This is a genomic window from Streptomyces sp. NPDC058650 (genome assembly GCF_042717315.1).
GTDB lineage: Bacteria > Actinomycetota > Actinomycetes > Streptomycetales > Streptomycetaceae > Streptomyces.
In genome coordinates this window covers 62,491-81,172 of sequence record NZ_JBHXRL010000026.1, presented here as the reverse complement: position 1 = coordinate 81,172, position 18,682 = coordinate 62,491, and the positions used below count along the sequence as shown (strand labels likewise).

The following is an 18,682-nucleotide window of genomic DNA, read 5'->3' as shown; positions in this document are numbered from 1 at the left end:
TACACCATCGGCTACAGGGCGCGGCCCGGCCACTGGGCGCCCGTCCACGCGAGGCAGAGAAGCGACCGCAAGAGGAGCTCAGCAGTCAGACTGAGGCGCCGACCGAGGAGGAACCGAGCGTGCCGCAGCGCGGCTGATCGCACCCGCCAGCTCTATTCGGTGATGCGGACCCGGAGCTCGTACGGCGCGCCGCTTCTGATCGCCCAGGCTTGCTCGGCGAGGTCGTCCTCGGTGAAGCCGAGGAGCGCTCGGTCGGCGGCCGTGCGGAGCAGCGGCACGATCTCGGCGGTCGGCCGGCCGCGGTGGGAGACGGCGAGCTCGGCGTAGGCCCGCTGGTACGGAGCTCCGTACGCGCCCTTGGGGTCGTGCAGGAGATGGTCGATGTCCTGCGCGCTGACGGTGATCTCACCCATGACCCGCTCCCTGGCGTCGCTGGCTGGGCGGCTCCCAGCCTTCCTGTACGACCACGCTATGAGCCGCCACTGACAACGACGGGCCGGACGGGCTACTCGACGGGCTTCACCGGGACGATCTCGACGTCGCTGACGCCGGCCTCGGCGACCTTCCGGGGCTTGTAGTACTCAGCGCTCGTTGCGTCGTAGCTGACGACCGACACCTGCCGCTCGTCCCGTCCCGCCTGAAGCAAGCACCGAGGTGATCTCGAAGATTCGCCGAGGTGGACGAGCTCGATTGCGGCGGGGACGTGAACGTGTCAGGGGTCGATGTCGGCTGGGCGGTCATGGAGTCCGGCGAGGACGGATGTTCCACCGGCCGTCCCCTCTCGGGTCTTCACGAAGACCTCTTGACGATGGCCCCGAGTGGGCGCGACGGTGCGGATCTGTGGCGTTAGGCCACCGCAGGCTGGGTGAAGACGCGAATGCGGATCCTCATCAACGGTGATGGCTTCGGCGGCGACAAGGCATACAGCTCACGGCGCAACCGCCGCTACCTGCGAAGACGCCAGATCGAGCGCACCATCCCCGAACCGAAGGACCAGCGGGCCAACCGCAAACGGCGCGGCAGTAAGGGCGGCCGGCCCACCGGCTTCGACAGCGAGATCTACAAGCGCCACAACGAGGTCGAGCGCACTATCAATCGGCTCAAGAACTCCCGGGCCGTCGCCGCCCGCTACGACAAGCGGGCCTACGTCTTCCACGGAACCGTCACCACCGCAGCAATCCGCCTATGGCTCCGCCGGTGATCTACGAGACATCCTGTGGTTCTAGAGTCTCCCCGTGGACGTCAACAGCTGGTTCGAGGTCGAGGACCCGGAGGAGTGCGGCGAGGAGCCCTGGGACTTCGGCGAGGCAGAACTCGCCTTCCTGGCAGTCCTGCGAGCCCGGGCCGCTGATTGGCGGGTGCCGTGGGCTCCCAGCCAGGTCGGCCGGCCCGAGGGCGAGTCGTCGCTCCTCGTCTATTTCAGCCTTCTCGATGAGGCGCGCCGACTGGTGCTCGGCGAGTGGGCCGTGCACTTTCACGGCACACACATGCAGGCCGGGAATGTCTGCGACCAGCTCTTCAACCTTCACGAGTCGCCCGAGCGCGGCTCCTTCCGGGCCTCCGGCACGGTTGAGGAGCTCGCGGAGCGGTGCGCCGGCTGGTTCGAGAGCCTGTTAAGGCGCCCTGTCGTCCGCGTCGAATGGCCGTTCAAGGACGGGAAGCATGCGACCCACTGGGAGTTCGCCGACACAGGCGAGGTCCTGGCGACGCGCGGCTCCATCCCCACCGACGGCTCATCCGCGGCCCACCGCGTCCCGGTCCGTCCCTGATCCGCCGGAGACTGCCTAGGGGGTGTCCTATCGGTCAGGCCGGATCAGGACACCCCCTAGGACGTACGGTCAGGCGCCCACGTACGCCGCGAGGTGTTCGCCGGTGAGGGTGGAGCGGTCGGCGACGAGCTTCGCGGGCGTGCCCTCGAAGACGATCGAGCCGCCGTCGTGGCCGGCGCCGGGGCCGAGGTCGATGATCCAGTCGGCGTGGGCCATGACCGCCTGGTGGTGCTCGACGACGATGACGGACTTGCCGGAGTCGACGAGCCGGTCGAGCAGGCCGAGGAGCTGTTCGACGTCGGCGAGGTGCAGGCCGGTGGTCGGCTCGTCGAGGACGTAGATCCCGCCCTTGTCGCCCATGTGCGTGGCCAGCTTGAGCCGTTGCCGCTCGCCGCCGGAGAGGGTCGTGAGCGGCTGCCCGAGGCTGAGGTAGCCGAGGCCGACGTCGGCGAGGCGTTCGAGGATCTTGTGCGCGGCCGGCGTGCGGGCCTCTCCGTCGCCGAAGAACTCCTCGGCCTCGGTCACCGACATCGCGAGCACCTCGCTGATGTCCTTGCCACCGAGGTGGTAATCCAGGACCGAGGCCTGGAACCGCTTGCCCTCGCACTCCTCGCAGGTGCTCGCGACCCCGGCCATCATCCCCAGGTCGGTGTAGATGACGCCCGCGCCGTTGCAGGTCGGGCAGGCGCCCTCGGAGTTGGCGCTGAACAGCGCCGGCTTGACGCCGTTGGCCTTGGCGAAGGCCTTGCGGATCGGTTCGAGCAGCCCGGTGTACGTCGCCGGGTTGCTCCGGCGCGAGCCGCGGATGGCGCCCTGGTCGACGGAGACGACGTCCTCGCCGGGCGGGATCGAACCGTGTACGAGCGAGCTCTTGCCGGAGCCGGCGACTCCGGTGACGACGGCGAGCACGCCGAGCGGGATGTCGACGTCGACGTCGCGGAGGTTGTGCGTCGACGCGCCGCGGATCTCCAGTGTGCCGGTGGGCGTCCGTACCGCGTCCTTGACGGAGGACCGGTCGTCGAAGTGCCGGCCGGTGATGGTGTCGCCCGCCCGCAGCCCCTCGACGGTGCCCTCGAAGCAGACGGTCCCACCTCCCGTACCGGCGCCGGGGCCGAGGTCGACGACGTGGTCGGCGATCGCGATCGTCTCCGGCTTGTGCTCCACGACGAGCACCGTGTTGCCCTTGTCGCGCAGGCGGAGCAGCAGGTCGTTCATCCGCTGGATGTCATGGGGGTGCAGGCCGATGGTCGGCTCGTCGAAGACGTACGTGACGTCGGTGAGCGAGGAGCCGAGGTGCCGGATCATCTTGACGCGCTGTGCCTCGCCGCCCGAGAGCGTGCCCGCGGGCCGGTCGAGCGAGAGGTAGCCGAGGCCGATCTCCACGAACGAGTCGAGGGTGTCCCGGAGGGCGGTGAGCAGCGGCGCCACCGAAGGCTCGGCGAGCCCGCGGACCCACTCGGCCAGGTCGCTGATCTGCATGGCGCAGGCGTCGGCGATGCTGACCTTCTTGATCTTCGACGCCCGGGCCCCTTCGCTGAGCCGGGTGCCGTCGCACTCGGGGCACGTGGTGAAGGTGACCGCCCGGTCGACGAACGCCCGGATGTGCGGCTGCATGCCTTCCTTGTCCTTGGCCAGGAAGGACTTCTGGATCCGCGGGATCAACCCCTCGTAGGTCATGTTGATGCCCGCGATCTTCATGCGGGTCGGCTCGTGGTGGAGGAAGGCCTGCAGTTCCTTCTTCGTGTACTTGCGGATCGGCTTGGCCGGGTCGACGAGGCCCGACTCGCCGTAGAGCCGGTAGTTCCAGCCGCCCGGGGTGTAGCCGGGGATGGTGAGCGCTCCCTCGTCGAGCGACTTGGAGTCGTCGTAGAGCTGGGTGAGGTCGATGTCGGAGACGGAGCCCCGGCCCTCGCAGCGCGTACACATGCCGCCGGTGCGCTCGAAGGTCGCCCGCACGGCCGTCTTGTTCCCGCGCTCGACGGTGATCGCGCCGCTCGCCCGGACCGAGGGGACGTTGAAGGCGTAGGCGCTGGGCGGGCCGATGTGGGGCTTCCCGAGGCGGCTGAAGAGGATGCGGAGCATCGCGTTGGCGTCGGTGGCGGTGCCGACGGTGGAGCGGGGGTCGGCTCCCATCCGCTGCTGGTCGACGATGATCGCGGTCGTCAGCCCTTCGAGGACGTCGACCTCCGGCCGTGCCAGGGTCGGCATGAAGCCCTGGACGAAGGCGCTGTACGTCTCGTTGATCAGCCGCTGGGACTCCGCGGCGATCGTGTCGAAGACGAGGGAGCTCTTGCCCGAGCCGGAGACGCCCGTGAAGACCGTGAGCCGGCGCTTCGGGATCTCGATGCTGATGTCCTTGAGGTTGTTCTCGCGCGCGCCGAGCACGCGGATCGTGTCGTGCTGGTCGGCGGCGTGCGGCGCGACCGCCTTCTTACCCGTCCTCGGGGCCTGGCTCATCGTTTCTCCTCCGTCGGACGGCCGAGTCATGATCATCGCGATCATCGCATCACGCCGGCTCCGGCGCCGGGAAATGGCAATGTCCACGACGGCCACGCTAGCCGGGCCGCGATGGCCACGCTTCTCGATTCCTGACCGGACTCCGGTCAGCTCCCCGTCAGCCCTTCCAGGGCCTGCCGGGGTGCGGGCCGCCCCTCGGCGACGTACCGCTCGGCCGCGCGGACCGCCTCGTGCGCGGTCCGCTCTCCCATCAGGACGCAGAGGGTGTACGCCGTGTCCTCGAAGCGCCGGCGGACCGACAGGTCGCACGGCCTGGCGAGCACGGACCGCTCCTGGGTGCGGTAGTGCCGGAGCAGCCGGTCGACCGTGTTCGCGTCGGGCAGCAGCATCGCGTCCTCCTGTCTCCTGGCTCCCGAGTCGCTCCATCCTCCCGGTCGTCGACCACGCCCGCGACCCGCGCGGGCACGCTGCGTGACGGGTCGGCTGCCGGAGTGCGCTTCCGCCGCCCATGGCGGAGGGTCGGAGACATGAACCCGAGCGCGCAACGGCGGGTGGTCGTCACCGGCGCCACCGGCAACGTCGGCACGAGCCTGGTGCGGGCGCTGGCCCGCGAACCGCGGGTCGGTTCCGTCCTGGGCCTGGCCCGGCGCAGGCCTCGCCTGGAGCTGCCCGGCGTGGAGTGGGCCGAGATCGACCTCTCCCGGGAGGGGGACGAGCCCCGGCTCGCGCAGTACGTGGCGGACGCGGACGCGGTCGTGCACCTGGCCTGGCGGTTCGGGCCGACGCACGACCCCGTGGAGACCTGGCGCACCAACGTCCTGGGCGCGGTGCGCGTCTTCGACGCGGTCGCGGCGGCGCGGGTGCCGGTCCTCGTGCACGCCTCCTCGGTGGGGGCGTACTCCCCCGGCCCGAAGGGCGGCGCCCCGGTGTCCGAGGCCTGGCCGACGCACGGCTGGCCCGGCGCCGCGTACACCCGGGAGAAGGCGTACCTGGAACGGGTCCTCGACACCTACGAGCGCGACCATCCGCTGACCCGGGTGGTCCGGATGCGCCCGGCCTTCCTCTTCAAGGAGGAGTCGGCGAGCGGGCAGCGGCGGATCTTCGCGGGGCGGTTCTTCCCCGCTCAGCTGATGCGGCCGGAACTGCTGCCGCTGCTGCCGGAGTTCGACGGGCTCCGTTTCCAGGTCCTGCACACCGAGGATGCCGCGGACGCCTACCGGAGGGCGCTCCTCCGGGACGTCCGCGGCGCGTTCAACCTCGCCGCCGAACCGGTGCTCGATGCCGAAACGCTCGGCCGGCTGCTGCACGCCCGGCCGGTGAGGGTCCCGGCCGGAGCGGTACGCGGAGCACTGTCGGCGGCCTGGCGCCTGCGGCTCGCCCCGGCCTCCCCCGGGCTCTTCGACGCGCTGCTGCAGATGCCCCTGCTCGCCACCGAGCGGGCCCGGCGGGAGCTGGGGTGGGAACCGTCGGCGAGCTCGCTGGAGGCCGTGGAGGCCTTCCTGCGCGGGGTCCGCGCGGGAGCGGGCGACGACACGGCTCCGCTGGCGGGCCACCGCATCGGCTGAGCGTGCTCGGGGGTCCCGACGACGGCTGTTCCGGCGGCGGCAGGGGGCGGGTGGCGGCAGGTGGGTGGCGATGGGCGGTGGGCAGTGGGCGGGTGGCGGCAGGTGGTTGGCAGTGAGCCGTAGGCAGTGAGCGGGTGGCGGTGGGCGAGTGGCAGTGAGCCGTAGGCAGTGAGCGGCAGACGGTTGGCGGCGGGCGTTGGCGGCATGCGGCTGGGCTGGCGGCAGCGGCTGGCTTGGCGGCGCGCGGCCCGCGGGCGTCTCCGCCGTCAGCTCGTGGCGCCGGACCAGTCGACGAGTCGTATCCCGGCGCCCGCGGCCTCGTGGCCGCGACAGTGGGCGCGGTGCCGGCGCAGCACGGCGTCGATGTCGAGGTGGCGGGCGAACTCCGGGCGCGCCGCGAGGCGTTGGGCGTACGCCCAGAGAGCGGGGTGTCCGGCGACCGTGTCCATCGCGGCGGCGTCCAGGTGCCAGCGGTGGACGGTGTCGAGCCGGACGAGGGTGACCCAGACCTGCACGTCGGCGGCGGTCGGGTGGTCGCCGAGGACGTACGGGCGGCCGGTGAGGCGCCGCTCCAGGGAGCCGAGGGCCGCGAAGAGGACGCCGAGCGGGTCCCGGTGGGCGGCGTCGCCGTCGAGGCCGAGTTCGCCGGCGCGCTGGGCGGCCCGGTTGATGCTCCGCTCGCACAGGTCGGCGATGGCCTCGATCTCGCCCCGGTGCTCCTCGGGCAGCAGGTCGGGGCCGTCGCCGCGGAAGCGCAGGGCGAGGTCCCGCAGGATGTCGGGGACGTGCGTGCTGACGATCCGCCCGGTCCACCCGTCGCTCAGGACGGGCGCGGCGGCCGGCCCCGCGTACAGATGGGCGCTCGCCTCGTACAGCGGACGCAGGGCGGCGTACCCGCCGTCGGGCATGTCGGGCGTCCCGGGGAGCACGGTCAGGGGGAGCGTGTCGTCGAGGCCGAGCAGGCCGTGGGTGAGGGCGATGCTCAGACAGCCGGGGCCCGACGGGGCCAGATGGAGGCGGTAGCGGTGCGGTACGGCGTAGTGGCCGCTGCGCACGTCGCGGCCGATCCGGCCGCGGAAGGCGGGCACGGCGGAGGTGGGCAGCAGCGAGGACGGGACGACGGACATGCTTCTCCCTGGAGGGTGCTCGGTGCCGGGTCCGGGGCGGTGCGCGGCGACGACGGTCGCGGTGACACGACGGCGTCGGGCTGCCGCGCAGGCCCGGAGGCGGCAGAGGAACGGGAAGGAGGAGGCGGACGGACCGCGGCGCAGCGCTCGTCCGGTCCCGGATCCCGCCCGGCCCGGACCGCGGTGGGCCCGAGCATCGGATGGCGCGGGCCGGAGCGGCCCGGGCGGGGCGGACGGGCTCAGCGGACGCGGTGGACGCCCCGGCGGGGACGGCGACTCGCGGCGCTGCAGACCCGCAGCAGATCGATGTGACGGCGGGATGTGAGGGGTACGGAGCGCGGGAGGAGCACGGCGTGCGCGGTGTCCCGCCGACCGGTGCGCCCCATGATTCCCTACCCGTTCACTCGGTTTTCCCTTTCACGAGTCTCCGACCGGGCACCCGCGCCGTCAAGGGTGCGGGACGCGCCGCCTCCGGGGCGCACGAATCCGGCCGGGCTCGTACGGGATAATGCCCGCATGCGCATTTCAGCCAGGGCCGACTACGCGGTGCGGGCCGCCCTCCAGCTCGCCGCCGCCCAGGACACGGGGCCGCTGAAGGCCGAGGCGATCGCCGAAGTCCAGGGGATCTCGCACAAGTTCCTGGAGGGCATCCTCGGCGACATGCGCAAGGGCGGGCTCGTCCAGAGCCAGCGCGGCGGCAACGGCGGGTACTGGCTGGCCGGACCGGCCGAGTCGATCTCGGTCGCGGACGTCATCCGCTGCGTGGAGGGCCCGCTGGTCTCCGTACGCGGCGAGCGGCCCCCGGACCTGGCCTACACGGGACCCGCCGAGTCGCTGCTCCCGCTCTGGATCGCGCTCCGCGCCAGCGTGCGCGAGGTGCTCGGGGTCTCGCTCGCGGAGGTGGCGGCGGCCGAGCTGCCGGCGGGGATCACCGCGCTCGCGGACGACCCGGAGGCCTGGACCAACCCCTGACCGGGTGCCCGAAAAGCGCCCACGCGGCCGGTTCTCGGCGAAGGCAACTCCGCGTGAGCTGCGCCGACGTGACGACATCTCATCGATCAAGACGCACTCGTCCAGTCCTTGGACGCCCCTTGGGGCCGGGCGACCACCTCTGCCACTATCCCTAGTATTCCAGTGGGGATATGGGGGATCGGGTGAGGTGACGTGAGTATGCCGAGGAAATCGGTCAGGAGAACCGCGATACGCACCGTCCCGGCACCGGCCGACCGGCCCGCGGACGACGAGATCTGGCCCCGCGTCACCCGCGAGCTCGCCGACGACCTCGCCGTCGACGCGCCCGCCCGCGACCGGGCGGGCAAAGCCCCCTTCGACGAGGTCGCCCGGCTCCAGGAGGCCGGCCTGCCCGCCCTCCTCACGGCGCCCGGAGCGAACCGGCGGGGCGCGGACTGGCGGGCCGCGTCCGCCGTCGTACGGGAGATCTCCGCCGCCGACAGCTCGGTCGGCGAACTCCTCGCCCACCATTACGTCCTGTCCTGGAGCAGCCGGTTCTTCGGACGGGCGGAGCACACGGAAGGCACGGAGTACGCGGAAGGCAGGGAAGCCACGGAAGGCACGGAACGCACCGAGGACGCCCCCGCCCGCGACCTCGACGTACGGACGGCCGAGGAGCACTGGCTGCTCGGCGGGGGCGTCGAGCCGCCGCGCACCGAGAAGGACCCCGGCCTCAGGCTCACGCCGGACGCGGGGGGCTGGATCCTCGACGGGCGCCGCGCGTTCGCCTCCGGTGTCGCCGTCGCCGACCGGCTCGTCGTCGGCGCCCGTCCCGGCGGGACGGGCGACTGGCTGATCGTCCTGGTGGACCCGGCGCATCCCGGCGTGTTCACCGATGCCGGCACGGACCGGATCGGGCAGCGGCTCTCCGGCGCGGGCACCGTCACCTTCGACCACGTCCCCGTCCCGGCCGACCAGGTCCTCGGTCTGCTCCCCCACGACGAACACGCCGTCACCCCCTTCGCCACCCTCGCCCCGCTCGCCCTGCGGCTGCTCCTCGCCCAGGTCGGGCTCGGCATCGCGGAGGGTGCGCTCGCCGAGGCCCGGGACATCAGCCGCGCCGGGCAGGCCGGACCGGCCCCGGCGCCCTCGGCCGACGGCAGGCCGTCCACCGCCGGCGCGGATCTCCTGGCGGCGGACGACGACCCCTACCTGCTCCTCGCCTACGGCGAGCTGGCCACGGCCGCGCACGCCGCATCGGCGGTGGTGGAGCGGGCGACGGACGCCCTGGCCCGCGGTCTCCTCACCGGACGGACGCTGAGCCCCGAGGAGCGCGCCGACATCGCCGTCCTGGTCTCCGCAGCCGAGACGATCACCGGCCGGGCCGCCGTCCGCATCACGACCCGCGTCCTCGAACTCGTCGACGGGGCCGAGGGCGCCGACACCCGGTCCGGAGGCCCGGGATTCGACCGCTTCTGGCGCAACGCCCGTGCGCTCACCGCCCACACGCAGCCGGCCCATCGGCTCCGCGACATCGGCGACCACTACCTCAACGGCACCCACGCGCGGCTGACCCTGCCGGCCTGACACCACGACAGCCGACGGCCAACGGCCAACGGCCGACAGAAGGGACGGACGGTCCGGCATGTCGGGACGTCCGTCCCTCTCTTCGGGCTGCCGATGGGCCCAAGCTGGAGGCAGGAGGGCCCCGCCGCCCGGCGGGCCCGTCACGCTACCGACGGAGGCAGTCCGATGAGTCGTGAGATCGTCGCAGGAGTGGACGGTTCCCCGGAGAGTCTCGCCGCGGCCGACTGGGCCGCCCGCGAGGCCCTCCACCGGGGGCTCCCGCTGCGGCTCGCCCACGCGTGGCGCTGGGAACCCCTCGACATCCCGCTGGTCCAGGACCGGGCGGGCCAGGAGCGGGCCGCCGACGAGGTCCTGCGCGAAGCCGAGACGACGGTCGCGCGGCGCCACCCGGACGTCACTCTCACGGCCGAGGTGCTCCGCGACACCCCGGTCGCGGCACTGCTCGGCACCGAGCCTCGGGCCGAGATGCTCGTCATCGGCTCACGCGGCCACGGCGCCGTCGCGGGCTTCCTGCTCGGCTCGTACGGGCAGCAGATCATCGCCGCCGCAGGCCGGCCCGTGGTGGCCGTCAGGTCCCGGGACGGCGAGCCCGCCGAGCCGCCGGTCGGTGACGTCCTCGTCGGCCAGCTCGGCAGTCCCGAGGACAGTGCCGCGGCGCTCGGCTTCGCCTTCGAGACGGCTGCCGCGCGCGGGGCTTCGGTGCGGGCCGTCCGCGCCTGGAGCCTGCCGCCCCTCTACGCGTACAGCCCGGCCTCGATGCGACTCGCCGACGAGGCCGGCGGTCTCGTCCCGTACGAGGAGAAGGCGCTGCGCGAGGCCTTGGCACCCTGGCGGGAACGGTTCCCCGAGGTGCCCGTGACGGAGCACGTCGAACTGGGCAGCGCGGGACAGGTGCTGCTCTCCGCCTCGGGGGCGGCCCAGCTCCTGGTGGTCGGCCGACGGGCCAGGCGCGGCGCCGTCGGCCCGCGCATCGGCTCCGTGGCCCACGCGGCGCTCCATCTCGCGCCGTGCCCGGTGGCGGTGGTCCCGCAGGACTGAAAGGCTCTGACGTGCGTTGACGCGTCGGGTTGACGAGGAGTGTCGGGGCGGCCGGGGCCGGAAAGTGATACCGCCGTCGCCCCGGTGGCTCTCCCCAGCGCCGGACCGTCCGGCGACCTCGGCGAGAGAGCGGAGCTCCATGCGGCACCACGACCACTCCGGTCACCCCGACAGCCCTGAACACGTCGAACACGTCGAACACGAAGCACCTGTCGTGCGGGACGGCGGGCGCCACCGGAAGGGCCACGGATCACGGCGGCGCGCTCTCCGGCGCCCGGGCTTCCGTACCGCCGTCACCGCCGCCGGGGCCGCGGCCGTCGTCCTCACGGTGGCCGCCGGGGTGTACGTGGCCTCCCCCGCCCCGGCCGCCGGGGCCGGGCCCGAGGCCGGTGCGGCCGGCGGGACGGTCTCGGAGTACGTCCAGCAGGTCGTCGACCTCGCCAACGCCGAACGGGAGAAGGCCGGCTGCGGCCCGCTCCGCGCGGAGAGCCATCTGCGGACCGCCGCCCAGGGGCATGCCGACGACATGGCCACGCGCGACTACTACGAGCACGACAGTCCGGAGGGCCGTGACGCGGGCGACCGGATGACCGTCGCCGGGTACACGTGGGCGACGTGGGGGGAGAACATCCATCGTGGGCCGAAGACCCCGGCCCGGGCGATGGAGGACTGGATGGACAGTCCCGGACACCGCGAGAACGTCCTCAACTGCTCCTTCAAGGACATCGGCGTCGGGGTGACCCTCACCGCCAACGGCCCGTGGTGGGTACAGAACTTCGGCGCCAAGGGCTGACCCCCGGCGGTCCGGGGTTCAGGAGGCCGGGGCCGCCAGCTTCTGCACCCAGATCGTGCCGCCGGGACCGGGCACCGACGCCACTCCGGTGTCCCGGTACCGGCAGTCCAGCATGTTCTCCTCGTGCATCGCCCCGTCGGTCCAGCCCTCGACGACGGCCGTCGGGTCCGCCGCCCCCTGGGCCAGGTTCTCGGCCCAGGCGCTCCAGTCGTATCCGGCCGCGGTGATCCGCGCGTCCGCGAAGTCGCCCTCCGGGCTGCTGTGCGCGTAGTAGCCGCGCGCGGCCATGTCGCGGGCGTATCCCCGGGCCGCCGCGACCAGGCGCGGGTCGGTCCGCAGCGGGGCGCAACCCGCTGCCGCCCGGAGCCTGTTGACCTTCTCCGTTACCCGCTCCTCGGCGGTCGGCGCGGGTGCGGGGGGCGTGGTGCGGCGGGGTGCCGGGGTGCGGGTCGTGGGGGCCGGGGCGGCGACGGTGGCCGCCTCGGTGGTGGGGGGCGCCGGGGTGGTCGGGGTGGTGGGTGCCGGGGTCGCGGCGCGGGGCCGGTCGGGCGTCACCCGTATCTCCTCCTGCCTCGGTACGAGCACGGCGAGCGCGCCGAGGACGGCGACGGTCACGGCTCCGGCGAGGCAGGCGCGCCGCATCGGCGTCCACCGGCCCACGGGCTCGGCGGCGAAGGATTCCGCGTCGGGCCGGGAGACGGCCGCCGCGGCCAGCGGGGGGACGAGGCCGATGCCGACGAGCAGGCCCTCGACGGGGGCGAGGCCGCGGCTCCCGGTCGTCTGCCCCGTACAGGCGGCGCAGTCGCGCAGGTGGCGGGCGATCCGCTTGCGCCAGAGGGGCGAGGGGCGGCCGTCCCAGGCGGTGAGGGAGTCGGTGAGTCCGTGGCACGACGGGTCGGCGTCGAGGGCGCGGACCACGGCCCGGCCGGTCTCCAGGCGTTCCTTCATCCGCTGGACGCGGACGGCGGCGTGCTGCGGGGAGACGCCGAGGCCCTCGGCGAGTTCGGCGCGGGTCAGTTCTCCGGCGGCCTCCAGCCACCACAGGGTGAGGAGTTCGCGGTCCTCGTCGTCGAGCCAGCGGGTGGCGCGGGCCACCTCGCGGCGCTGCCCGGAGAGGCGGAGGCGGAGGATGGTGAGTTCGGTGAAGTCGCCGGCCGGGTCGGCGAGGTCGGCCGCGCGGTCGAGGCCGGGCACGGGGGCCTGCCGGTTCTCGTGCCAGCGGCGCCGTATCCCGTTCATGGCGATGGCGACGATCCAGGAGCGGAAGCGGGCCGGATCACGGAGCCCGGCGAGGCCGTCGAGGGCGCGGACCATCGTCTCCTGGACGATGTCGTCGGCGTCGGCGTGGCCGTCGAGGGCGCGACCGACGACGTTGTGGACGAGGGGCAGGTACGCGCGTACCAGCTCGTCCCTGGCGTGCGCGTCACCGGCCCGGGCCGCCTCCACCAGTGCGGTGGTGCGGCGCTCGTCGCTGTGCATGGGTCTGCTCCCTCATCCGTGATCCGAGTCCCCCGTCGTTCGGAGACCCGTGGGAGCGGGAGGGATAACACTTCCTGTGGTGTTCGTCGCGACAGCGCAGGCCGTCGCGACTACGGTATCGCGCCGGGCAGCGACGGGACCGTGGCCCCGTTGCCTTCCCGGACGGCCTCCACGACCGCTTCGTGGAGATCTCGGCTCTCCTCCTCCGTCGCGCACGGAACAGGACTGCCCGACATGGTGAACCAGTCGGATGCGCCGCTGTACTGCACGGCCACGCGTGCCTCGCGCTCGGCCCAGGTCGTGTGCACGGTCAGATCGCCCGTGACGACACCGGCCTCGTCGGTCAGCACCCCACCTCGCCCGGTGTAGACACCGGCGGTCGTCCAAGATGCCCAGCTCATCCATCCAGGTTCACACCCGGACGGCGTATGCGCCACCGACGGGACCGCCCCGACCGGAATCCTTCCGGCCGGGGCGGTACGTGTCGTCCGCCGGGGCGGGCGCGAGCCGGATCAGGCGAGGGTCGCGAGGGCCTCGTTCAGCGTGGCCGACGGGCGCATCACGGCCGCGGCCTTGGCCGGGTCGGGCTGGTAGTAGCCGCCGATCTCGGCCGGGGAGCCCTGGACGGCGACGAGCTCGTCGACGATCTTCTGCTCGTTGGCGGCCAGCGTCTCGGCGAGCGGGGCGAAGGCCTTGGCCAGCTCCGCGTCCTCGGTCTGGGCGGCCAGCTCCTGGGCCCAGTAGAGGCCGAGGTAGAAGTGGCTGCCGCGGTTGTCGATGCCGCCGAGGCGACGGGTCGGCGACTTGTCCTCGTTGAGGAAGGTGCCGGTGGCGCGGTCGAGCGTGTCGGCGAGGACCTGGGCGCGGTCGTTGCCCGTGGTCGTCGCGAGGTGCTCGAAGCTGGCGGCCAGGGCGAAGAACTCGCCGAGGCTGTCCCAGCGGAGGTAGTTCTCCTTGACGAGCTGCTGGACGTGCTTCGGGGCGGAGCCGCCGGCGCCGGTCTCGAAGAGGCCGCCGCCCGCCATCAGCGGGACGACCGACAGCATCTTGGCGCTGGTGCCCAGCTCCAGGATCGGGAAGAGGTCGGTCAGGTAGTCGCGGAGGACGTTGCCGGTGACGGAGATGGTGTCCTCGCCGCGGCGGATGCGCTCCAGGGAGAACTTGGTGGCCTCGACCGGGGACAGGATCTTGATGTCCAGGCCCTCGGTGTCGTGCTCCGGCAGGTACTGCTCGACCTTGGCGATCAGCTGGGCGTCGTGGGCGCGCGCGGCGTCCAGCCAGAAGACGGCCGGGGAGCCGGTGGCGCGGGCGCGGGTGACGGCGAGCTTGACCCAGTCCTGGATGGGCAGGTCCTTGGTCTGGCAGGCGCGGAACAGGTCGCCCTCGGCGACCTCCTGCTCCAGGACGACGTTGCCCGCGGAGTCGACGAGGCGGACGGTGCCGGCCTCGGCGATCTCGAAGGTCTTGTCGTGGGAGCCGTACTCCTCGGCCTTCTGCGCCATGAGGCCGACGTTCGGGACGGAGCCCATGGTCGACGGGTCGAAGGCGCCGTGGGCGCGGCAGTCGTCGAGGACGACCTGGTAGACGCCGGAGTAGCTGTGGTCCGGGAGGACCGCGAGGGTGTCGGCCTCCTGGCCGTCCGGGCCCCACATGTGACCGGAGGTGCGGATCATGGCTGGCATCGAGGCGTCGACGATGACGTCGGACGGCACGTGCAGGTTGGTGATGCCCTTGTCGGAGTCGACCATCGCCAGGGCGGGGCCCGCGGCGAGCTCGGCCTCGAAGGAGGCCTTGATCTCCGCGCCCTGCGGGAGGGACTCCAGGCCCTTCAGGACGCCGCCGAGGCCGTCGTTCGGGGAGAGGCCGGCGGCGGCGAGCACCTCGCCGTACGCGGCGAAGGTCGCCGGGAAGAAGGCGCGGACGACGTGGCCGAAGACGATCGGGTCGGAGACCTTCATCATCGTGGCCTTGAGGTGCAGGGAGAAGAGCACGCCCTCGGCCTTGGCGCGGGCGACCTGCTCGCTCAGGAAGGTGCGCAGGGCGGCGGCGCGCATGACGGCGGCGTCGACGACCTCGCCGGCGATGACCTTCAGCGGCTCGCGGAGCTCGGAGACGGTGCCGTCGGCGGCGGTGAACTCGAAGCGGAGGGTGTCGTCCTGCGCGATGACGGCGGACTTCTCCGTGGAGGCGAAGTCGTCGTCGCTCATGGTGGCGACGTTCGTCTTCGACTCGGAGGTCCAGGCACCCATGCGGTGCGGGTGGGCCTTGGCGTAGTTCTTGACCGAGGCGGGGGCGCGGCGGTCGGAGTTGCCCTCGCGCAGGACCGGGTTGACGGCCGAGCCCTTGATCTTGTCGTAGCGGGCGCGGACGTCCTTGTCCTGGTCCGTCCGCGGGTCGTCCGGGTAGTCCGGGAGGGCGTAGCCCTGTGCCTGGAGCTCGGCGATGGCGGCCTTCAGCTGCGGGATGGACGCCGAGACGTTCGGCAGCTTGATGATGTTGGCGCCGGGGGTCTTGGCGAGCGCGCCGAGCTCCGCGAGGGCGTCGGCGATGCGCTGGCCCTCCTCCAGGTACTCCGGGAAGACGGCGATGATGCGGCCGGCGAGGGAGATGCCCCGCGTCTCGACCGTGACGCCGGCCTGCGAGGCATACGCCTGGACCACGGGCAGGAACGAGTACGTCGCCAGGGCAGGCGCCTCGTCAGTGTGGGTGTAGATGATGGTCGAGTCAGTCACCGGGTGCTCCGCTCCACGTCTGCGTATGCGAGATTGCTCGACATCAAGATATCTCGTGATCGCGGTCCTCCGTAAAGGGCCCCACGAGCTCGCCGTCGGACGGTGCCCCCGCGGCCTCCACGAAGGGCCCGCCGAGCCGGTACGGGGCGGGCGCCCCGTCCACGGCGACGCGGCGGAGCAGGGTGAGCAGGAGCAGTCCCGCGGCGGCGGTGACGCCCGCGGCGAGGGCCTGTCCGCAGCGGTGGGCGAGCCGGAGCTCGGCCGGGTCGTAGGGGGCGGTGGCGGGCAGGGAGAGCGTGTCGCCGAGGAGCCAGACGCCGGCGCCGAGCCCCACGGCGGCGAGGGCCGCGAGCGGGACGGTCGCGAGGAGGATGTGCGGGAGCGGGCCGCGGGGGGCGGGGCGGATCTTGCCCTTGCGGGCGAGGAGGCCGGCCAGGCCGCAGAAGACGGCGAGGACGACGAGGGTCGCGGCGATGAGGTCGCCGGGGCGGTGGTCGCCCGCCGCGATGGTGTACGCGCCGACGGCTCCGGCCCAGAGGGTGCCGGCGAGGACCGTGAGGCCGCGGAGCCGGTAGGGGACGACGAGGGCGAGACCGAAGGCGGTGCCGAGGGCGAGGGTGGTCTGGGCGCTGGGGAAGCCGCTCTGGAGGAGGGCGCCGCCGGCGTCGAGAAGGCGGGGGCGTGGCGCGTACCGCTGGAGGAGCCCGGTCAGCGCGAGGGAGGTGACGAGGGCGCCGGCGACGGCTCCGGTGAGCGCGTACCGCTTGCGGAGGAGGCCGGTGGCGAGCAGCAGGACGCAGCCGAGGACGAGGGAGAGCGTGGTGAGCCCGGCGAGCGAGGGGTGCTCGCGGAGGACCGTGGCGGCGGCGGTGTCGGCGCGCCGTCCGGTGAGGGCGGCGTCGCCCCAGCGGCGGCCGGTCGCGGTGAGCACGAGGCCCGCGTAGACGACGGTCAGGAGGAGGACGGTCCCGAGGCAGGCACGCCGGGTCCGGGTGCGGACCCTGGTGCTGAAGGAGCCGGCGGCCTCGCCGGCCACGGCGGCGTACCACCAGGTGTCACCGGTCTCCAGCGGCCTCGGGGTGCCGCCGGCGCGGAGCCAGTCGTAGGAAGCCATGCCCCGATTCGAACCCACGCGCGGCCCACCCGCCCGCTGGATGCACCCGAACGACACGCCGAAGGTCCTGGCGGGGTGGTGTACCGCCGCCCGGCCCCGGCAGGGAGCGGCGGGGGGGGGCTCATGCCACGGCGAGACGGTGGGCGGCCGCACGGTCGTGGCGGCGTGTGCCGTACAGCGTGAAGGCCGTGTTCACCAGTGCCACGTGGCTGAGTGCCTGCGGCGTGTTGCCGAGCTGGCGGCCGGCCACCGGGGCCCATTCCTCGGAGAGCAGCCCGACGTCGTTGCGGATGGCGAGGACCCGCTCGAAGACGGTCCGCGCCTCGGCGGGGCGGCCGGTGGCGGCGAGGGCGTCGGCGTACCAGAGCGTGCAGGCGACGAAGGCCCCCTCGGTGCCTCCGAGGTCGTCGAGCCGGTGGGTCCCGCCGTCCCGGACGTCGCCGTACCGGCGGAGGAATCCGTGCTCGTCGAGCCGTTCCATCGCCTTGACGGTGCCGAGGACCCGGGGGTCGTCGGCGGGGAGGAAGCCGAGCCGGGGGATCAGCAGGGCGGTGGCGTCGACCTGGCTGCCGCCGTAGTACTGCGTGAACGACCGCTGGTCCTCGCTCCAGCCCTGGGCGCAGATCTCGGCGTGGATCTCGTGGCGAAGGGCCTGCCAGCGGCGCACCGAGCCGCGCAGGCCGGCGACGCGGGCGAGGCGGACGGCGCGGTCGGCGGCGACCCAGGCCATGACCTTGGAGTGGACGAAGTGGCGGCGTGGACCGCGGACCTCCCAGATGCCCTCGTCGGGTTCCTGCCAGCGCGTACCGAGGTATTCCAGGAGCTCGGCGACGAGCGCCCAGGCCGGCGGGTCGAGGGCGAGCCCGGCCCGTACGGCCGAGTAGACGGTGTTGAGCACCTCGCCGTAGATGTCGAGCTGGAACTGGTCGACGGCCGCGTTACCGAACCTGACAGGACGTGAGTGCTCGTAGCCGGGCAGCCAGTCGGCGTACGTCTCGGGAAGCCGGCGCTGCCCCTCGACCCCGTACAGCGGCTGGAGGTCGGCGGGATCGCCCGCGACGGCCCGGAGCAGCCAGTCGTTCCAGGCCAGCGCCTCCCGGCGGAATCCGCCGCGCAGCAGACAGGACAGGGTGAAGGTGGAGTCGCGCAGCCAGCAGAAGCGGTAGTCCCAGTTGCGCTGCCCTCCGATGCTCTCGGGGAGGGAGGCGGTGGCGGCCGCGACGACACCGCCGGTGGGGGCGTAGGTGAGGGCCTTGAGGGTGAGGAGGGAGCGGAGGACGGCTTCCCTGGCCGGCCCCTCGTAACGGAGCGCGCCCGCCCAGTCGTTCCAGAAGTCGAGGGTACGCAGGAGGGTGGCGTCGATCTCGGCGGGCGAGGCGGTGGGGGGCACGGAGGCGTGCGAGGGGCGCCAGCCGAGGACGAACGCGACGCGGCTCCCGGCGGTCACGGTGAACTCGACGGTCGTACGGTCCGACGTGACGACGGGGTCGGCGCCGGGTCCGCAGGAGAGATAGGCGGCGTCGGGTCCCGCGATGCTGGCCACGGTGTGCCGGTCCACCGCACGGGTCCAGGGCACGATGCTGCCGTGGTGGAAGCGGAGTCTCAACTCGCCCCGCATGGCGACCCGGCCGGCGATCCCCTCGACGACGCGGACGATCCTCGGCACGCCCTCGCGGGAGGAGCCCGGGGAGCGCGGGGGCATGAAGTCGGTGACCCGGACGGTGCCGGTGAGGGACTCCCAGAACGTGTCGAGGACGAGCGTGTCGCCGCGGTAACTCCTGCGCGTGCAGCGGGTTTTCCCGACCGGGGCGAGGATCCACCGGCCGTGCCCGGGATCTCCGAGGAGGGCCGCGAAACAGGCGGGCGAGTCGAAGCGGGGCGCGCACCACCAGTCGACGGACCCGTCGGTCCCGATGAGCGCTGCCGTCTCCAGGTCCCCGACGAGGGCGTAGTCTTCAATTCGCCCTGCCATGACCGGATTGTATGCCGTTCGGAAATCTCGCGCAGAAACCGGGGCGGCGGGGAGGGTATTCCTTCGCGGCATTCCGCATATTCTTCCGGTTTTCTTGA

The 18,682-nt window shown here is 73.0% G+C and carries 16 protein-coding genes and 1 pseudogene; 7 read left to right on the top strand and 10 right to left on the bottom strand.

Translation table 11 applies throughout. The annotated features are described in order from the left end of the window. Window positions 1–152 precede the first annotated feature (152 nt). Together ACFWWU_RS32940 and ACFWWU_RS32935 are read right to left on the bottom strand one after the other, a co-directional pair. Entirely contained in the window at window positions 153–413 is a 261-nt protein-coding gene (locus tag ACFWWU_RS32940) for a hypothetical protein (protein WP_384151334.1), read from the bottom strand. A 92-nt stretch (window positions 414–505) separates the two neighbouring features. Next, a complete protein-coding gene (locus tag ACFWWU_RS32935) occupies window positions 506–646 on the bottom strand; it encodes a hypothetical protein (RefSeq protein ID WP_384151331.1) in 141 nt (46 codons plus the stop codon). 252 nt (window positions 647–898) lie between these two features. Between ACFWWU_RS32935 and ACFWWU_RS32930 the strand changes: the two are divergent. Next, window positions 899–1,201, top strand: a pseudogene (locus ACFWWU_RS32930) (IS5/IS1182 family transposase); the annotation flags it as partial. Between the two features lie 34 nt (window positions 1,202–1,235). After that, window positions 1,236–1,769, top strand: coding sequence for a hypothetical protein (locus ACFWWU_RS32925; protein ID WP_384151328.1), 534 nt, complete (start codon window positions 1,236–1,238; stop codon window positions 1,767–1,769). A 69-nt stretch (window positions 1,770–1,838) separates the two neighbouring features. On the opposite strand, the gene ACFWWU_RS32920 is transcribed toward ACFWWU_RS32925, so the two are convergent. Further along, on the bottom strand, window positions 1,839–4,226 hold the full coding sequence (locus tag ACFWWU_RS32920) for an ATP-binding cassette domain-containing protein (protein ID WP_384151325.1): 2,388 nt from the start codon (window positions 4,224–4,226) through the stop codon (window positions 1,839–1,841). Window positions 4,227–4,372: 146 nt separating this feature from the next. Beyond that, window positions 4,373–4,615 (bottom strand): DUF5133 domain-containing protein, encoded by a 243-nt coding sequence (locus tag ACFWWU_RS32915; RefSeq protein ID WP_384151322.1) that lies wholly within the window; start codon window positions 4,613–4,615, stop codon window positions 4,373–4,375. Window positions 4,616–4,753: 138 nt separating this feature from the next. On the opposite strand from ACFWWU_RS32915, the gene ACFWWU_RS32910 reads away from it, so the two are divergent. Continuing rightward, window positions 4,754–5,791: an NAD-dependent epimerase/dehydratase family protein gene (locus ACFWWU_RS32910; RefSeq protein WP_384151319.1), complete on the top strand. Its 1,038-nt coding sequence runs from the start codon at window positions 4,754–4,756 to the stop codon at window positions 5,789–5,791. 266 nt (window positions 5,792–6,057) lie between these two features. On the opposite strand, the gene ACFWWU_RS32905 is transcribed toward ACFWWU_RS32910, so the two are convergent. Then, window positions 6,058–6,918, bottom strand: coding sequence for a glutathione S-transferase C-terminal domain-containing protein (locus ACFWWU_RS32905; RefSeq protein ID WP_384151316.1), 861 nt, complete (start codon window positions 6,916–6,918; stop codon window positions 6,058–6,060). 516 nt (window positions 6,919–7,434) lie between these two features. Between ACFWWU_RS32905 and ACFWWU_RS32900 the strand changes: the two genes are divergently transcribed. From ACFWWU_RS32900 to ACFWWU_RS32885, 4 genes are all read left to right on the top strand, one after another. Then, a complete protein-coding gene (locus tag ACFWWU_RS32900; RefSeq protein ID WP_384151313.1) occupies window positions 7,435–7,890 on the top strand; it encodes an RrF2 family transcriptional regulator in 456 nt (151 codons plus the stop codon). Between the two features lie 198 nt (window positions 7,891–8,088). Then, window positions 8,089–9,456, top strand: a complete 1,368-nt coding sequence (locus ACFWWU_RS32895) for an acyl-CoA dehydrogenase (RefSeq protein WP_384151311.1) — start codon at window positions 8,089–8,091, stop codon at window positions 9,454–9,456. A gap of 165 nt (window positions 9,457–9,621) precedes the next feature. Next, entirely contained in the window at window positions 9,622–10,494 is an 873-nt protein-coding gene (locus ACFWWU_RS32890) for a universal stress protein (protein WP_384151308.1), read from the top strand. A gap of 139 nt (window positions 10,495–10,633) precedes the next feature. After that, on the top strand, window positions 10,634–11,287 hold the full coding sequence (locus tag ACFWWU_RS32885) for a CAP domain-containing protein (RefSeq protein ID WP_384151305.1): 654 nt from the start codon (window positions 10,634–10,636) through the stop codon (window positions 11,285–11,287). An 18-nt stretch (window positions 11,288–11,305) separates the two neighbouring features. Here the strand turns inward: ACFWWU_RS32885 and ACFWWU_RS32880 are convergent, their stop codons facing one another. The 5 genes from ACFWWU_RS32880 to ACFWWU_RS32860 form a co-directional block, all read right to left on the bottom strand. Beyond that, window positions 11,306–12,766 carry a sigma-70 family RNA polymerase sigma factor gene (locus ACFWWU_RS32880; RefSeq protein WP_384151302.1) on the bottom strand — a complete coding sequence of 487 codons (1,461 nt, stop codon included), beginning with the start codon at window positions 12,764–12,766 and terminating at the stop codon, window positions 11,306–11,308. Between the two features lie 110 nt (window positions 12,767–12,876). Then, complete coding sequence (locus tag ACFWWU_RS32875) at window positions 12,877–13,167, bottom strand: hypothetical protein (protein WP_384151299.1); 291 nt, start codon at window positions 13,165–13,167, stop codon at window positions 12,877–12,879. 111 nt (window positions 13,168–13,278) lie between these two features. Next, the gene (locus ACFWWU_RS32870; protein ID WP_384151296.1) at window positions 13,279–15,498 is read right to left on the bottom strand and encodes an NADP-dependent isocitrate dehydrogenase; all 2,220 of its coding nucleotides are present in this window, start codon (window positions 15,496–15,498) and stop codon (window positions 13,279–13,281) included. A 43-nt stretch (window positions 15,499–15,541) separates the two neighbouring features. Further along, a complete protein-coding gene (locus ACFWWU_RS32865) occupies window positions 15,542–16,612 on the bottom strand; it encodes a phosphatase PAP2 family protein (RefSeq protein WP_384151293.1) in 1,071 nt (356 codons plus the stop codon). A gap of 121 nt (window positions 16,613–16,733) precedes the next feature. Next, entirely contained in the window at window positions 16,734–18,584 is a 1,851-nt protein-coding gene (locus ACFWWU_RS32860) for a glycoside hydrolase family 15 protein (RefSeq protein WP_384151290.1), read from the bottom strand. Window positions 18,585–18,682 lie beyond the last annotated feature (98 nt).

Bases quoted from the DNA above. Each gene is read 5' to 3' on its own strand.
- ACFWWU_RS32865 (WP_384151293.1), bottom strand. From the start codon at position 16,612: ATGGCTTCCTACGACTGGCTCCGCGCCGGCGGCACCCCGAGGCCGCTG.
- ACFWWU_RS32920 (WP_384151325.1), bottom strand. From the start codon at position 4,226: ATGAGCCAGGCCCCGAGGACGGGTAAGAAGGCGGTCGCGCCGCACGCC.
- ACFWWU_RS32905 (WP_384151316.1), bottom strand. From the start codon at position 6,918: ATGTCCGTCGTCCCGTCCTCGCTGCTGCCCACCTCCGCCGTGCCCGCC.
- ACFWWU_RS32875 (WP_384151299.1), bottom strand. From the start codon at position 13,167: ATGAGCTGGGCATCTTGGACGACCGCCGGTGTCTACACCGGGCGAGGT.
- ACFWWU_RS32915 (WP_384151322.1), bottom strand. From the start codon at position 4,615: ATGCTGCTGCCCGACGCGAACACGGTCGACCGGCTGCTCCGGCACTAC.
- ACFWWU_RS32860 (WP_384151290.1), bottom strand. From the start codon at position 18,584: ATGGCAGGGCGAATTGAAGACTACGCCCTCGTCGGGGACCTGGAGACG.
- ACFWWU_RS32895 (WP_384151311.1), top strand. From the start codon at position 8,089: ATGCCGAGGAAATCGGTCAGGAGAACCGCGATACGCACCGTCCCGGCA.
- ACFWWU_RS32885 (WP_384151305.1), top strand. From the start codon at position 10,634: ATGCGGCACCACGACCACTCCGGTCACCCCGACAGCCCTGAACACGTC.
- ACFWWU_RS32900 (WP_384151313.1), top strand. From the start codon at position 7,435: ATGCGCATTTCAGCCAGGGCCGACTACGCGGTGCGGGCCGCCCTCCAG.
- ACFWWU_RS32940 (WP_384151334.1), bottom strand. From the start codon at position 413: ATGGGTGAGATCACCGTCAGCGCGCAGGACATCGACCATCTCCTGCAC.
- ACFWWU_RS32880 (WP_384151302.1), bottom strand. From the start codon at position 12,766: ATGCACAGCGACGAGCGCCGCACCACCGCACTGGTGGAGGCGGCCCGG.
- ACFWWU_RS32890 (WP_384151308.1), top strand. From the start codon at position 9,622: ATGAGTCGTGAGATCGTCGCAGGAGTGGACGGTTCCCCGGAGAGTCTC.
- ACFWWU_RS32910 (WP_384151319.1), top strand. From the start codon at position 4,754: ATGAACCCGAGCGCGCAACGGCGGGTGGTCGTCACCGGCGCCACCGGC.